The organism is Nitrospirota bacterium, from assembly GCA_016207885.1.
In the GTDB taxonomy this organism is placed as follows: domain Bacteria; phylum Nitrospirota; class Thermodesulfovibrionia; order UBA6902; family UBA6902; genus JACQZG01.
In genome coordinates, this window is the sequence record JACQZE010000025.1 from 51,455 (window position 1) to 66,159 (window position 14,705).

At 44.1% G+C, this 14,705-nt stretch carries 15 protein-coding genes; 5 read left to right on the top strand and 10 right to left on the bottom strand.

Going from position 1 to position 14,705, the window contains the following annotated elements:
* The first annotated feature begins 995 nt into the window (after nt 1–995).
* The 3 genes from HY807_10880 (at nt 996) to HY807_10890 (ending at nt 4,507) form a co-directional block, all read left to right on the top strand.
* Nucleotides 996–3,836 carry a metallophosphoesterase gene (locus HY807_10880; protein ID MBI4826904.1) on the top strand — a complete coding sequence of 947 codons (2,841 nt, stop codon included), beginning with the start codon at nt 996–998 and terminating at the stop codon, nt 3,834–3,836.
* 213 nt (nt 3,837–4,049) lie between these two features.
* Nucleotides 4,050–4,292: a hypothetical protein gene (locus tag HY807_10885; protein ID MBI4826905.1), complete on the top strand. Its 243-nt coding sequence runs from the start codon at nt 4,050–4,052 to the stop codon at nt 4,290–4,292.
* Complete coding sequence (locus HY807_10890; GenBank protein MBI4826906.1) at nt 4,289–4,507, top strand: DUF2283 domain-containing protein; 219 nt, start codon at nt 4,289–4,291, stop codon at nt 4,505–4,507. Before HY807_10885 ends, HY807_10890 begins: the two co-directional genes overlap by 4 nt.
* A gap of 42 nt (nt 4,508–4,549) precedes the next feature.
* Here HY807_10890 and HY807_10895 read toward each other — a convergent pair whose 3' ends face one another.
* Genes HY807_10895 through HY807_10910 form a run of 4 tightly spaced genes read right to left on the bottom strand, consistent with a single transcriptional unit; the run spans nt 4,550 to nt 6,348 of the window.
* Entirely contained in the window at nt 4,550–5,044 is a 495-nt protein-coding gene (locus tag HY807_10895; protein MBI4826907.1) for a rubrerythrin family protein, read from the bottom strand.
* A gap of 41 nt (nt 5,045–5,085) precedes the next feature.
* Entirely contained in the window at nt 5,086–5,826 is a 741-nt protein-coding gene (locus HY807_10900) for a hypothetical protein (GenBank protein ID MBI4826908.1), read from the bottom strand.
* Nucleotides 5,827–5,886: 60 nt separating this feature from the next.
* Nucleotides 5,887–6,183 carry a hypothetical protein gene (locus HY807_10905; GenBank protein MBI4826909.1) on the bottom strand — a complete coding sequence of 99 codons (297 nt, stop codon included), beginning with the start codon at nt 6,181–6,183 and terminating at the stop codon, nt 5,887–5,889.
* Between the two features lie 45 nt (nt 6,184–6,228).
* The gene (locus HY807_10910; protein MBI4826910.1) at nt 6,229–6,348 is read right to left on the bottom strand and encodes a desulfoferrodoxin FeS4 iron-binding domain-containing protein; all 120 of its coding nucleotides are present in this window, start codon (nt 6,346–6,348) and stop codon (nt 6,229–6,231) included.
* 115 nt (nt 6,349–6,463) lie between these two features.
* Here HY807_10910 and ribD point away from each other — a divergent pair, with 115 nt between their 5' ends.
* Nucleotides 6,464–7,558 (top strand): bifunctional diaminohydroxyphosphoribosylaminopyrimidine deaminase/5-amino-6-(5-phosphoribosylamino)uracil reductase RibD, encoded by a 1,095-nt coding sequence (ribD, locus tag HY807_10915; GenBank protein MBI4826911.1) that lies wholly within the window; start codon nt 6,464–6,466, stop codon nt 7,556–7,558.
* Nucleotides 7,559–7,574: 16 nt separating this feature from the next.
* Here the strand turns inward: ribD and HY807_10920 are convergent, their stop codons facing one another.
* From HY807_10920 to HY807_10930, 3 genes are read right to left on the bottom strand one after another with little or no spacing between them, the layout of a single operon-like run.
* A complete protein-coding gene (locus HY807_10920; GenBank protein ID MBI4826912.1) occupies nt 7,575–7,841 on the bottom strand; it encodes a bacteriophage holin in 267 nt (88 codons plus the stop codon).
* Nucleotides 7,842–7,857: 16 nt separating this feature from the next.
* A complete protein-coding gene (locus HY807_10925; protein ID MBI4826913.1) occupies nt 7,858–8,133 on the bottom strand; it encodes a hypothetical protein in 276 nt (91 codons plus the stop codon).
* A gap of 26 nt (nt 8,134–8,159) precedes the next feature.
* Nucleotides 8,160–9,890, bottom strand: coding sequence for an NAD+ synthase (locus HY807_10930; GenBank protein ID MBI4826914.1), 1,731 nt, complete (start codon nt 9,888–9,890; stop codon nt 8,160–8,162).
* 190 nt (nt 9,891–10,080) lie between these two features.
* On the opposite strand from HY807_10930, the gene HY807_10935 reads away from it, so the two are divergent.
* A complete protein-coding gene (locus HY807_10935) occupies nt 10,081–11,571 on the top strand; it encodes a DegQ family serine endoprotease (GenBank protein ID MBI4826915.1) in 1,491 nt (496 codons plus the stop codon).
* Between the two features lie 27 nt (nt 11,572–11,598).
* Here HY807_10935 and larC read toward each other — a convergent pair whose 3' ends face one another.
* The 3 genes from larC to HY807_10950 all read right to left on the bottom strand — a co-directional run bounded on the left by larC (nt 11,599) and on the right by HY807_10950 (nt 14,696).
* Nucleotides 11,599–12,843: a nickel pincer cofactor biosynthesis protein LarC gene (larC, locus tag HY807_10940; protein MBI4826916.1), complete on the bottom strand. Its 1,245-nt coding sequence runs from the start codon at nt 12,841–12,843 to the stop codon at nt 11,599–11,601.
* The gene (gene larB / locus HY807_10945; GenBank protein MBI4826917.1) at nt 12,837–13,589 is read right to left on the bottom strand and encodes a nickel pincer cofactor biosynthesis protein LarB; all 753 of its coding nucleotides are present in this window, start codon (nt 13,587–13,589) and stop codon (nt 12,837–12,839) included. Before larB ends, larC begins: the two co-directional genes overlap by 7 nt.
* 117 nt (nt 13,590–13,706) lie before the next feature.
* Nucleotides 13,707–14,696 carry an NAD(P)-dependent glycerol-3-phosphate dehydrogenase gene (locus tag HY807_10950; GenBank protein ID MBI4826918.1) on the bottom strand — a complete coding sequence of 330 codons (990 nt, stop codon included), beginning with the start codon at nt 14,694–14,696 and terminating at the stop codon, nt 13,707–13,709.
* Between the last annotated feature and the right edge of the window lie 9 nt (nt 14,697–14,705).

Genomic DNA, 14,705 nt, shown 5'->3' on the forward strand with positions numbered 1-14,705 from the left:
TAAAGGGGATGAGTTATTTTTCTTGCACCCTCTCACTTGAGGGGAGAGGGCTGGGGTGAGGGTGAATAATCATTTCCTCTGCCGTCATTCTGGCTTGCCTGCCTGCCGGTAGGCATGATCCGGAATCGTTTAACTACACTACTATATTTTGTGCTTGTGTTTTCTTATTCATACAACTATGATATTCATATTCCAGCAAATACGGACGGCAGTATACTAATTGTTAGCAATAAAAAATATAATGCGCAGCAATAAGAACGGGGAGAGTTAATGATAAAGCAAGCACAGCATCTGAACATTATCTCAATTGCTACAAATCCACTTTAATTATTCCTCTGACCCTATGGAATAATAAAGTTGGGAAGAAGTTCATAAATAAATTCAAGATGAAAGAAGTGGATCGAACAATTTTTGGTTACTTATGCTTAGATCATATAAGTACAAACTATTTTAACCCTATCTTTGACATAGACTCTGGCTATATTTATGCAGATATTCTGTCATTATATCTGTTCGTTAGGTTTGTATTCGTCAACCAATCAGAAACCTATCAGAAGGTTGTTATGTTACTGAAAACAAAGGGTATATCGTGTGACGATTTTTAGCCATAATTTAACGGTTTATTTTATTAAAAAAATAACCGATAATATTCTATACACCCAACATAAAGGAGGACGTGTATGTCGGATCGTAAATCCAATAGACCCAATATTCCATCGTCAAACAACAATGATTTATACAGTGTTGATAGTTCGTTGTTTAATTTTTCAAGACGGTTCATACCTGATAAAATTGGTTCAGCAGCTTGTAGGCTTCCTGCTTCTGACGGTCGGACTAATTCAAAGTCATCGGATAGACCTTGCAGCGGTTCCATATCCAAGAAAAAGTAATCCATTAAAATTTATCTCTGAAGGTAGACCTTATATTCTGGCTCTGCTTTATCTTCGAGAGTATAAAGGGATTGCTAACAAGACATTGGAGTGAACGAGGTGAGTATGTCTACAAAAGGTCTACGCTGGCTTCATCTGTCCGACTTCCACTCTGGAAAGGATCAATATGGACAAATACAGCTTTTTGATTCAATCATTGAACATATTGACAGTAAAAAAAAGGCTGATCAAACGCCTGATCTTATCTTTATAACAGGCGACATTGCTGATAAAGGGAAAAAGGATGAATACGAGCTGTTTTGCAACGATTTTATTCTTCCCCTATGCGATCTTTTAGGAGACACCACAAAGATATTTATAGTTCCAGGGAATCACGATGTCGATCGCGACGAAGCCAGAGCGACTAAGAGATACGGCATCGTTAATGAGATTCCTGAATTTTTCGATCCCGATAAGAAAGGATTACATGAAAGAAAAGTTTTATTTCCTCGGTTTGAGAATTACACACAAGCAGATATGCATGCGTGGACAATTTCACCGGATAATTGGCTATTCTCCGAAGAAGGTTTTTTTACTTATATTCATGAAAAAAACGGTTGCAAGATTGGAATTTTAGGAATAAATACCGCATGGTTGTCAGAGGGTGAGGACAGGCACCACCTAACGCCCGGCAAAACAGTAATCCAAACTGGACTTAAAAAGCTTGAAGACTGTGCTTTTAAACTTATTATAGGACACCATCCATTAGATTGGTATGATGAAGATGAAATGCCCATACGTTCTATTTTTGGGAAAAAAAGCGTTATATATATACATGGTCATCTACATAGAAACAGTGGAAATCAGGAGGTTGGAGCGGGCCGTAAATTTCTGACTGTTCAGTCCGGGGCTGCATTTCAAGCGAGAGAGAGTGAACGGTGGATAAATCGTTTGCTTTGGTGCGAGCTGGATCTGGAAAAAGCTCATCTCAATATCCAGCCGCTCCAATGGTCAAAGGCTAATCAGGAGTGGGCTTTGGATGGTATAGCTTATCCGGAAGAATATAGAAAGCCCGGAACTGATTATTGGGTTCTGCCATTAAAAGATATTCCGCATAAACCTAAAGCTCAGTCTGTAAAAACTTCTGAGGAAGATGATACAACAATTTTGCCACAGGGGTGGTCCCTTGTTGATCAATCCTTTCTAGACGAAAAACAACGCGATTTGTCTGAAGACGATATATTGAGCTTCTTTGATGGGCGCGTTCCCTCGTGGCGAGACGCGCTGTCAGCTAAGATACCTCGTCGCAAAATAGTAAGTGATATAGTGGCGGAATTACATGATGCCAGACAGCATGGCGAATTACGCGTCACATTAATACTAGGCGCTGGTGGCGAAGGCAAATCAACCGTTTTTTTCCAAACAATTTCTGATCTATTGACCTCTGATTCTAGATGGAATATCTTGTGGCTCTCAAACCCTGCGCGTGATATTTTATGGCCAAATAGATTTCTAAATCAACTTCCACATGACACTAATAGTTGGCTAATTGTTTCTGATGATGCTGATTTAGTGGCAAAATACTTATTTGAAACCGCAAAGTCATTTCACAGGGCAGAGCGCAAAGATATTCAGTTTTTATTATGTTGTAGAGATTCGGACTGGCTTGCAGCTGAAGCGCATGAATGGCAATGGAAAGACTATGTTACTTTTGTAGAAAAAAGATTAAGAGGAATTACTATTGATGATGCAGAATTGATTGTCAAAGGATGGGCTCAACTTGGGAGCAAGGGATTAGGGAAGTTAAGTGGGCTAGATTATAAGGAGGCGGCTAGTCGCCTATATATAGCTTCAAAATCTGAGGAAGAAAAATATCAGGACGAAGGAGCCTTTCTTGGGGCGATGTTGCGGGCTCGTATGGGAGACGAACTAAAGTCACATGTAAAAAGTCTTTTATTACGCCTTAAAGAAAGGCATCTAAAAAATGAAACCCTTATGGACGCTTTCGCCTACATTGCTGCAATGCATTCAGAACAACTTTATATTTTGACAAAGGAGATTTTGGCGGAAACCCTCTCCTGTAAACTTAACGATATAAAAAAGAAGATTACCGGGCCGCTTGGGGATGAGGCAGCCGCATCAACTGGGGGGGATCGTATTTATACGCGTCATCGTGCAATAGCAGAAGCCGCCGTCGAGTTACTTGATGAAATATTTCACGTTGATTTTGATGAAATCTTTATTACACTGGCTGAATCAGCCTATCGTATCCATTGCCAAGGTCTCTATCTCCCATACTTTGTGAAGTGGAAATTTTTATCAGATCATTTTCTAAGTCGTGGAAATACCAGCCTCGCAATAAGACTTGATCAAGCTTTGCGCAAAATAGACCCAGCCGATTCCCGTTTAATAGTACATTTGTCAAGGCTGTTGAGAGAAGCTGGCCAGCCTGATTTAAGCATTAAAGTATTCCGAGAATTGGATCATGGTCTTGCTGGGCCAGTTAGGGCAGTCTTTTTTGAATGGGGTGTTGCCGAAGGCGTCAGCAATAATGATGCTTTAGCCGTTTGGCTTTTTGGCGTCGCCTTGTCTGACAAAATAGAACTAAAACCAATCGAAAACAAGACTGCTACAATGTGCCTAAGTGGTCTGGCAATGAATTTATTTAGGCTCTTTGAGTCATATAACAATTCTATATTCATTGAATCATGCGGAGCTGCTGTTCAGATCGGCCTTAGTTTCCCTTTATTAAACGAAATAGACAGACGATTATTGGGTGAATATGAAGCAAAAAGCAGAGCCGCAGGAGTTGAGAAGGGTGATCTTAAAATCGCATTTCACAGATTGCAAAAGGGCATAATTTCTGCTTGGGAGCAGAAGGAAGCCACATTGGCCCACTGGGTTGCGCCAGCATCAGAACTCACGTTTGAGCGACTGGGAAAGCTCATTGGAATTGAGGATATTTAATCTGGGACCGAGAGCCAATGACGGTGATGAATTTAAGGTAGCACTGAGAATGAATACGTGAGTACTCACAACCAATCGTTCCAGCGGGGAACCCGCTGAACTCTGCGTAACATCTACACCCCTACTCTATCTTCGTAAACATCTTCCCCATCGCCCGCAAAAGTTTCCTGTTGTTGAAAATCGCGTAAAATAGTATCCTATCTATAGCAAAGAATGGATGACTACAAATTCACAGAATATTTTGAGAAGGAAATTTTAAGGAAACGGCCATATCTCAAAAAAGAATGGTGTATTCAGATAATTAAGCACCCGCTCAGGGTTGAACCTCAGGAGCATAATCGTTTCAGGTTTTGGGGCATAGTTGAAGAATTAGATGACCGTGTACTTAGAGTCATTACATTAGAAGATAAAAAAACAATTCACAATGCATTTCCAGACAGGAGGTATAAGCCATGAAACTTAATTATTATCCGGAGACCGATTCTCTATATATCGATCTCTCCGAAAAAACAAGCGTTGAGAGCAAAGAAATTTCTACAGGTGTTGTCCTTGATTATGATGCCGACGGCAATTTAGTGGGCATTGACATAGACAATGCAAGCAAAAAAGTCCAGCTCAAAGAACTGATTCTCAGCAGGCTCCCTGCGGATATTCACGCAGTCGCAGCCTAATAATATCTCATACGGATTTTATATTACTTTGCTGCATAGATCCTACTCTATCTTCGTAAACATCTTCCCCAACGCCCCGCATATCGGGCACTCATCCGGCGCCTCGCCCTCAACGGTATTCCCGCAGACCTGGCAGACATAATAATCAACTTCCCTGCTGTTGCCGAGGCTTTCGAGCGCACTCTTATATAGCGCCGCGTGTATCTTTTCCACCTCATTTGCAAGATAAAAACTCCTTGAAGCCGAAGTCTCTCCTTCTGCCTTTGCTTCATCTATCATTGCCGGGTACATGCTCTCAAACTCATGCGTCTCTCCGCTTATGGCAGCCTCAAGGTTCTCTTTGGTGCTTTTAATGCCGTCAAGCTCCCTGAGATGGTTATGGGCATGGACCGTCTCGGCATCGGCAGCGGCCCTGAAGAGCTTGGCAACCTGGCGGTAGCCCTCTTTTTCAGCCTTTTTTGCAAACGCAAGGTATTTCCTGTTGGCCTGCGACTCGCCCGCGAACGCGTCCTTAAGATTCTTTTCAGTCTTTGACATTGCTCCTCCCCTATAAAAACAGATGTGTGATTTCTAATTGCTCATTTCACTTCAGGCGACGGGTCATCCCTGAATATATTTGTCCTGACGGCAAGCGAAAAAAGATAAGGGTAGCTCTTCTTCATATGCTTCATATACATCAGCCATTCAAACAGCAGATGATTATACGCGCGGTTGATATCCAGTTCCAGGTGCTTGCCGTCCATCTCGGCCAACAGTGAAAGATCCTGCCTCGCATCAAGCTCCTCTGAAAGGTGAAATACGGCCCAGAGCAGGTCTGTAAAAGAATCATGCTCAAGCAGGTTCTGGTTCTCCAGCAGGCGCAGCAGAAACAGCCTCTTTTCATGCAGAAAATCCTTCAACTCATCCAGGCTGCCTTTGCGTATATCAACTTCAGGTTTATGCCCTGATATAAATCTGACAGCTTCATTAAAATCCTTATCAGACCATTCAGCTGATACGATCATATGTTTATTCCCCCGCAGAGAATGGCTGTTGAATTTGAGAAGATGCTCAAGCAGGTCATTGCCAGCCTCGCTGAAGAAAGTCCCGATGACCATATTCATCTTCTGCATCAGGATATCCTTCTCCCTCTGCTGAAGAAGGCGGTGGATGATCAGAGTGACAAGCAGGACTTCGATCGGCACAAACGCGATATCACCCAGCAAATATATGAAAATGTGATGGGCGTCGCCAAAGAGCGCGTAGTGTATAGAATAAAAGAGCATGGAAAGGCTTATGAGTGCCAATCCAAGTATGATCTGCCATCGAGTATTATTCATTAAGCCTCACACATAAAACAGATGTCAAAACACGACCTTTTCTGTAATGCCCGCCTTCCTCTATTCAGGCTTATCAGGAACGGCCCGGGAAGGCCCTGTTCCCCTGCCTGCGAGGTAGAGCGCTATCTCCTCAGCCACATCAGCTGAAATAGCGCCGCCGGAATATTTTGACATCCTCTTCGTGGTCCTTTTCCACCCTTCGAGATCCTTGTTTTTTCTCAAAGCGCGGTCAAGGGCATGGCATTGCCCGCACTTCTTTTCAAACAGTTCTTTTCCGCTGTCTGAAGAAGCTGATGAAAAAGAAACGTTCGCCAACAATAAAAATGACAGCCCGGCTATCAAAGGGATCTTCCCCATCTCCGGCCTCCTTGTTAAGATCAATTTACTTAATCAGAAGAATTATCAGGCGGTCTTCTGCATGGGCTTCCCGCAGCAGACAAGAACTCCGACTCCCTCGTTGGTCACAGCCACCTCGTTTGTACAAACCACACACTTATACTTTTCACCAAGCTTTGTCGCCATTTCATCCTCCTTATATACTGCCGAGATTAAAACCCTTCACATATGAATTATTATAATATATTTTTCATACCTACTCTAATATCATACTTTTCTGTTAAAATCTATAATTCAAAATATGACAAAAAATGAGATGTATATAAAAAAAACCCTCGCTCTCGCTGCAAAGGGCATTGGCCGCACAAGCCCCAATCCTGTTGTCGGCGCTGTTATAGTCAAGAACAACAGGATCATAGCTTCTGACTATCATAAAAAAGCAGGCGAGCCTCATGCCGAAGCACTTGCCCTTGCAAAGGCAGGCGCCTCTGCAAGAGGAGCCACGCTCTACATCAACCTTGAACCATGCTGCCATACCGATAAAAAAACACCGCCGTGCACCAATGCTATTATCAGATCAGGCATTAAAAAAGTTGTAGTCTCAATGCTTGACCCGAATCCAAAGGTATCAGGAAAAGGGATAAAGGAGCTTAACAAGGCCGGGATCGAAACCGAGGCAGGCATCATGGAAGGAGAGGCTGCGAAGCTTAATGAACCTTTTATCAAGTTCATTACAACAAAAAAACCATTCATCATTCTTAAGATAGCCCAGAGCATTGACGGCAAAATAGCGGACGCAAAAGGCGAGTCCAAATGGATCACAGGCGAGAAGGCAAGAAAGCATGTTCATAAACTGAGGAATGAGCTGGACGCCGTAATGGTAGGAATAGGAACTGTAATAAAGGACGACCCGTCCCTTGACTGCAGGATGAGAGGAGGGAGGAATCCATACAGGATAATCGTTGACAGCGAGCTCAGGATATCTCTCAAATCCAAATTATTAGGGTATAAAGACGGCAAGACAATTATAGCAACAACAGATCAGGCAGCAGCCGGCAAGATTAATGCGATAAGAAAGGCCGGGCATCAGCTCCTTATTTTAAAGAGCAGAAACAAACAGGTTGACCTTAAACTATTGGGAAAAGAACTCGGCAGGCTGGGGATATCAAGCATAATGATCGAAGGCGGTTCACACATAGCCGCGTCAGCGCTTTCAGGCAGGATAGTTGATAAGGTTATGTTCTTTATCGCTCCAAAGATCATAGGCGGCAAGGATGCCGTAACATCTGTTGAAGGCGGCGCTCCTGCCTCACTTTTGAAAGCTTTAAAGCTAAGAGACATAAAAACAAGAAAATTCGGCGATGACCTGCTTATTGAAGGATATGTGAAAAATTAAAACCCGTTTCTACTGATTAAGACTTCTTCTCCTGCGCCTCGGCTATCTTATTGTAGACCCATCCGAATATGGAAGCGCAGATAACACCGTCAAAAAAACCTATGATAAGGCCGAAGAAACTCCCCTTGATAGAGATATCATACCCCGGATACATGGATTGAGGCAAAGACTTCAGAAATGTCTCTCCATATCCTGTATAAACACTCAATAGCGTGACAATAAATAAACTTAAACCCCATAAAATACCTGTTGAAACACCAAGCGCCAAAAGTTTGAATTTCATGATCATTCCCTCTTAATTATTTTTTTGTTTTATTATTATACTGCAAAAGCCTTTTATCCGTCTCAATAACCTTCTCAACATCATCACCGCTCAGTTCCCATGAATACTCTCCGTCTCCATTGCGTTTCAATTTGATCTTCACCGGTGTTTCCGGAGCGGCCTCACCTATCTCCTGAACGGATTTAAAAGCACTGCCCTCATCCTTGGCAGTCCCGCCTGCGCCTGAGCAGGCAGTTGCTGTCAGGATCAAGCACATAAACAGAAATACGAGAATTGAATTCTTATTTTTCACTCTTTCACCTCAATTTTTAATTTATCTTAGTAACTCCTGTATTTATTTGTTATGGGGAACCTGCGGTCCTTGCCGAACGCACGCTGTGTTATCTTTATCCCCGGAGGCGCCTGGCGTCTCTTATACTCGGAACTGTCTACCATTCTTATAACCTTTTGAACGCTGTTTACATCACAGCCCAGCTCCATGATCTCTTCAAAACTGCGGTCATCCTCAACATAAGCTTTAAGCACAGGGTCAAGCACAGGATACGGCGGAAGAGTGTCTGTATCCCTCTGGTCAGGCTTAAGCTCTGCCGTAGGCTCTTTCCATAATATATTTTCCGGAATAAGCATACTGCCCTCTTTGCCGTTGCGCCACTCGCAGAGTTTATACACAAGCGTCTTCGGCACATCCTTTATCACAGCAAACCCGCCGGCCATATCGCCGTACAAGGTAGCGTAACCAACGCTCATCTCGGACTTATTCCCTGTTGTCAGAACGAGCCATCCGAACTTATTTGAGAACGCCATCAGGATAGTTCCCCTGATCCTTGCCTGCAGGTTCTCTTCTGTAGTGTCCGGAGCGGCGCCGCTGAACTCTTTTGAAAAAGTTTTAAGGAAGACGTTGAAAATATCATCGATAGGAACCGTCTTTATCTTTATGCCGAGATTGTCAGCGTGAGTGTGTGCATCGTCACGGCTCTCTTTGGAAGTATAGCGCGACGGCATAAATACACCGTGCACATTCTCTCTCCCGAGCGCGTCAACAGCGATGGTCGCGACCAGGGCAGAGTCGACCCCGCCGCTCATCCCTATCACCGCCCCCTTAAACCTGTTCTTCTGCACATAGTCTTTTGTTCCGAGGACAAGCGCGCTGTATATTTCTTCAGGTTCGGATATCTTCTTATGCCTTCTGTTCTTTAATTGAGGTCTTCTTTTTGAGAGCGCCGAAGGGATATCTGCCATCTCAACCTTCTCGCCTTTGGATACCAGCCTCTTAAGCTCCTTCCTGCTGTCATCTGATAATTCCTGCCGTTTGACCTTTTCCGGTTGAAAATCAAATGTCAGCATCTCTTCCACAAACTGCCTGCCCTCAATTATCATCCCGCCCTTAGCATCCATTACAAAACTGCCGCCGTCAAATACAAGTTCATCCTGCCCGCCGACCATGTTTACATAGAGCATTGCGGCATTGCATTCCAGCGCGCGTTTTTTAAGCATCTCTTGCCTGACGGCTATCTTGCCGATGCAATACGGCGACGCGTTGATATTTATGATAAGCTCGGCGCCGGACAATGCCTGAACCTTTGCCGGCCCGTTCTTCTCCCAGATATCCTCACAAATATTTATCCCGATATTTATTCCGGCAAAATTATAGACCGGATACCTCGCGCCTTTTTTAAAATAACGGTATTCATCAAAGACCCCGTAATTCGGAAGATGCTTTTTATGGTAAACATCTATGATTTTTTTATTCGATATAACTGCTGCCGCATTATAGAGACCCTCTTTTTTATCGACAAAACCGATAATGGCTGCTATTCCGTCAACTGACCTCTTTATCTCATTAAGCACATCAATGCTGTCATCTATAAAATCAGGCTTCAGGAGAAGGTCTTCAGGAGGATAACCTGTCACTGCAAGTTCCGGAAAGACGATGAGGTCAGACTTGGCGGCAAGGGCTTTCTTTATATATGAAACTATCTTCTTCCGGTTGCCTTCAAGGCCGCCAACCGTAGGGTTCATCTGTGCCAGTGATATGCGCATATTGGTTATATTACCCTCTGAAATTACTTCTGCTTCACAACATTAAGTGCTTAAATGATAATTGAAGATGCGCGATTTGTAAACCCGGAATATCTTCATAATTTATTCAATATAGATATGCTAAGCTTTAATTATTATTTTTGACCTATGGTGTTTTGAAATATATAATCTAAACGATACCATTATAAAAGGAGAAGAAATGTCTATCAAAAAAGCCGAATTCAGAAAGCTGCTTTTTTTTGCCGCTATCATATTATTGCTCAATATAGCCTGCCTTGTTCCTATGATCACCCATTCTGAGGCCAATGCCAGGAGCCAAACTTCCTTGCAGGAGTCGAAAGACCTTCTTTCAAGGACCAGTGAGGCCATGTCAGAAGTAGTTGAAGCGGTCAAGCCTGCCGTAGTCAATATCTCTACTACAAAGACCATTAAGACCCAGGGCAATGTCAATCCTTTATTTGAAGACCCGTTCTTTAAAAGATTTTTTGGCGACCAGTTCGACCAGATGCAAAGACCACGGGAAAGAAAGGCTACAAGCCTCGGGTCAGGGGTTATAGTAACTTCTGACGGTTATATAGTCACTAATAACCATGTTGTAAAGGATGCTGATGAGATAACCGTTCTTTTATCTGATAAAAGGGAGTTTGAGGGAAAGCTCATAGCCAGTGACCCGAAGACAGACATATCAGTTATCAAGGTCGAAGCTGAAGGATTACCTACGATGACCTGGGGGAATTCAGATGATTTAAAGGTGGGCGGGCTTGTAATGGCTATAGGCAGCCCGTACGGACTGAACCAGACCGTTACCTCGGGCATCGTCAGCGCGCTTGGAAGAGAGAATGTAGGCATATCAGACTATGAGGATTTCATACAGACAGATGCTGCCATAAATCCCGGGAACTCTGGCGGCGCACTTATAAACGCAAAAGGCGAACTTGTCGGCATCAATACCGCCATCTTCAGCACTTCAGGAGGATACCAGGGCATTGGTTTTGCAATTCCGAGCAACATGGCAAAAAGAGTTTTGGACAGCCTCGTTGAAAAAGGAAAGGTCATACGCGGATGGTTAGGCGTATCTGTTCAGCCCATCACGCCTGAGCTTGCCAGACAGTTCCAGCTTATCGACAATTACGGCGCTCTTATTACCGAGATAATCGAAGGAGGCCCTGCTGAAAAGGCCGGCCTTCTGAGAGGGGATGTAATAGTTGAGTTCAACAATATAAAAGTTGATGAGCCCGCAAATCTGAGAAACAGCGTAGCCAATACTTTGCCCGGCGAAGAGGCAAAGGTTGTGGTTATCAGAGATGGAAAACTCACAACCCTCAAGATAACAATTACAGAACTCAGCGCGGAATCTGAAAAAACAGCCAACACTATCCTTGATAACGCCCTGATGGGCGTAACAACCCAGGACATTACCCCGGATATCTACAAAGAGCTGAATATTCCGCAGAAGCTCAGGGGCGTTGTAATATCTGACGTTGCCGAAGACAGCCCTGCCGCAGAGAAACTTACGCGTGGAGATGTTATTCTTGAAATAAACAGAAAAGCCGTATCCGGCACAGACGATTTCAATGACATCGTATCAAAGATAAAGCCTGAAGATGACGTGCTCCTGCTGGTTTACAGAAAAGGCTCCTCTATCTTTATTTCATTAAGCGGCAAGAAAAAGGAAGAGATAAAGAAATAAGATAATCAGGCAGGGGAGATTTTCTAATTAAGATCTCCCCTTTACTGCCTCTATAACTTTCAGAAGGGGTACATTTAATTTCTTAGCTATCTTTTTGCAGTCATCATACTCCGGGGTTGCCTTAAGTATCTTTCCGTCAAGGCGTGAAACCTTCACATTGATATTCCCGAACTTTGTCTTTACAGGTTTTATCTCCCGCGCAAGCACTTCACGCCCTGCGGTATAAAATCTCACGCCGATGCTCGTCGTCTCTGTAAATATGATCTTTGAAAGCTCATCCATTTTTTCTTTATAACAGAGAACCGTCAGCTTGATACCCGGCCTGCCCTTCTTCATTATGATATTTGTCAGCCAGACATCAAGCGCGCCCGCCTTAAAGAGTTTCTTCATCACATACTCATAAACCTGAGGGTTCATGTCATCAATATTGGTTTCTATGATTGTGATATCTTTATCTGAAAATCCCCCTTTCTCCCCCTTTTTTAAAGTGGGACTCAAAATATTCCCCTCTTTGGCAAAGAGGGGTGAGGGGAGATTTTTAAATTTTTCTCCTAAAATCATCGTCAGCACATTCGGCTGTTCTTTAAGCTCCTTGCCGCCTGCGCCTAATCCTGTCCCCGAGACTTTCATATCAGGAAACGGCATAAATCCTTTTGCAAGTGACGATATTATCACAGCGCCTGTCGGGGTTGTAAGCTCATGCTCTAAGCCTGATGAGTAGACCGGAACGCTTTTCAAAAGCTCCAGAGTCGCCGGAGCCGGAACAGGCAATATGCCATGTGCTGTCTTTACCGTGCCGCCTCCCACATTTAAAGGAGAAGAATAAATCTCAGTGATGCCGAGCATATCAAGACCTATCAGCGCGCCAAATATATCTACTATGCAATCAACCGCGCCGAGCTCATGCAGATGAACGTCCTGAATTTTCTCACCGTGAACCTTTGCCTCAGCCTCAAAGAGCCTTTTGAATATTAATAGACCTTTCTGTTTTATCTCTTTTGAGAGTGTTGAAGTTGTAATTATCTTCTCTATGTCTTTCCATTTTTCAGCTGACTGCTGATGGCTGACTGCTGATGGCTTAAGAACCACATCAACCTTTGTTGCGGCAAGCCCTGACCTTTTCACTCTCTTAACTTTTAATTCATATCCGTGAACAGGGAGTTTGGAGAGTTCCTTTTTTAAGGCTTCAGGAGAAACGCCTGCGTCAACAAGCGCGCCGAGGATCATATCGCCGCTTATCCCTGAGAAACAGTCAAAGTATACGATCATAATAAATTTATCTTATGCGCCAGGACACCCGCGCCGAAACCGTTATCAATATTCATTACAGCTATTCCGGGAACGCATGAACTCAGCATTGCAAAGAGCGTGGTAATGCCGCCGAGGTTTACGCCGTATCCGACCGAGGTTGGAACTGCGATGATAGGCTTGTCTGTCATCCCGCCGACAACTGAAGGCAGCGCGCCCTCCATCCCTGCGACAACTATCAGCACCTTCGCGTCCTTTAATGAATCCTTTGCATCCATAAGCCTGTGCAGGCCGGCAACTCCGACATCATAAGTTATCTCAACCCTGCTTCCGAGAAATGATGCTGTTACCGCTGCCTCTTCAGCAACAGAGATATCAGATGTGCCTGCGGAGATGACCGCTACAAAGCCTTCCTTCTTCTTCTCGCCGCCTACAATTATCACACCAGACCTCTCATAAAACTCAGCCTTCTTTTTATGCTTCCTGCATAGAGCCTCTATCTTTTGAAACACAGGTTTTGACGCCTTGGTGATAAAAAGCTTCCCGCTCCGCTTCAGGATCGAATCTGATATTGATACGATATCTTTTATCTCCTTGCCCTGGGCATATATCACCTCAGGTATGCCATGCCTCAGTGACCTGTGATGGTCGACCTTTGCAAAACCCATGTCCTCATACGGAAGATGCTTTAAGGTCTCCATCGCCTTCATTACCGAGACATCTCCCGTCTTCACAGACTCAAGTAAATTTTTTATCTTCTTGTTATCCATTGTAAAATCCTGTCATTCCGGCTTGTCCGGAATCGTTGCCAAAAAAGATTCCCGACGCGCTTCGCTTGCGAGAATGACATGCTCTTGGTAATTATGCTTTTCCTTCTGCCTATTTTTTTAATGTTCCGCTTTCAGGCTTCTTGCCATCAGCTCTTTAACCGCGTCTTTTGGAGGCTTGTCCTCATTAATAGTTTTAAAGACCTGTTCAACCACAGGCATCTCTACCCTGTATTTTTTAGAGAGCTCATATGCTGATTCAGAGGTCGCAATACCTTCAGCCACCATTGACATGCTTGAGACGATATCTTTAAGCTTCTCGCCTTTGCCGAGCCTCATGCCTACGGTATAGTTCCTTGACAGAACGCCTGTGCATGTAAGCACCAGATCGCCCATGCCGCTGAGCCCCCTGAATGTCTTCTCATCCGCGCCCATGACAACGCCAAGCCGGATTATCTCCTCAAGCCCCCTTGTGATAAGAGCAGCCCTCGCGCTTGAGCCGAGGCCGAGGCCGTCTGAAATTCCTGAAGCTATAGCCATGACATTTTTAAGCGCGCCGCCAAGTTCAACGCCAAGCACATCGGTATTTGTATAGACCCTGAAGTAGTCGGTATTAAATATCTTCTGAAGCGCCAGGCCTGTATCTTCACTCTTGCTTGCTAACGTTACAGCAGTAGGAAGTTTCTTTATCACCTCTTTGGCAAAGCTCGGGCCTGAAAGGGCAGCCGTCTTGCGTCCGGTCATCTCTTCAATTATCTGCGAGACCGTCAGAAGCGTACCGTTCTCAATGCCTTTAGATGCTGTCACTATATGAGCGCCTTGAGGAATAAGAGAAACAGCTTGCTTAAAGACCATTCTTGTGTGCTGTGTAGGCACAACGCTGAGAACAACCTCAGCATCTTTAAGCACATCACGCATACTGCTTGAAGGTATAATGTTTTGAGGAAGTGCTGCGTCAGGAAGGAATTTTGCATTGACCCTGCTCTTTGCGATCTCATCAGCAAGTTCATGCTCATATACCCAGAGAGAAACATCATACCCCTTCTCCCCGAGCAGAAATGCCAGCGCGGTTCCCCAGCTTCCCGCTCCTATGACAGCGATCTTTTTCATATGATAATT

Excerpts from the sequence above, each read along its gene's own strand:
- HY807_10890 (MBI4826906.1), top strand. The coding sequence starts at position 4,289 with ATGAAACTTAATTATTATCCGGAGACCGATTCTCTATATATCGATCTC.
- ribD (MBI4826911.1), top strand. The coding sequence starts at position 6,464 with ATGACAAAAAATGAGATGTATATAAAAAAAACCCTCGCTCTCGCTGCA.
- larB (MBI4826917.1), bottom strand. The coding sequence starts at position 13,589 with ATGGATAACAAGAAGATAAAAAATTTACTTGAGTCTGTGAAGACGGGA.
- HY807_10920 (MBI4826912.1), bottom strand. The coding sequence starts at position 7,841 with ATGAAATTCAAACTTTTGGCGCTTGGTGTTTCAACAGGTATTTTATGG.
- HY807_10900 (MBI4826908.1), bottom strand. The coding sequence starts at position 5,826 with ATGAATAATACTCGATGGCAGATCATACTTGGATTGGCACTCATAAGC.
- HY807_10880 (MBI4826904.1), top strand. The coding sequence starts at position 996 with ATGTCTACAAAAGGTCTACGCTGGCTTCATCTGTCCGACTTCCACTCT.
- HY807_10885 (MBI4826905.1), top strand. The coding sequence starts at position 4,050 with ATGGATGACTACAAATTCACAGAATATTTTGAGAAGGAAATTTTAAGG.
- HY807_10895 (MBI4826907.1), bottom strand. The coding sequence starts at position 5,044 with ATGTCAAAGACTGAAAAGAATCTTAAGGACGCGTTCGCGGGCGAGTCG.
- HY807_10935 (MBI4826915.1), top strand. The coding sequence starts at position 10,081 with ATGTCTATCAAAAAAGCCGAATTCAGAAAGCTGCTTTTTTTTGCCGCT.
- HY807_10910 (MBI4826910.1), bottom strand. The coding sequence starts at position 6,348 with ATGGCGACAAAGCTTGGTGAAAAGTATAAGTGTGTGGTTTGTACAAAC.
- HY807_10950 (MBI4826918.1), bottom strand. The coding sequence starts at position 14,696 with ATGAAAAAGATCGCTGTCATAGGAGCGGGAAGCTGGGGAACCGCGCTG.
- HY807_10905 (MBI4826909.1), bottom strand. The coding sequence starts at position 6,183 with ATGGGGAAGATCCCTTTGATAGCCGGGCTGTCATTTTTATTGTTGGCG.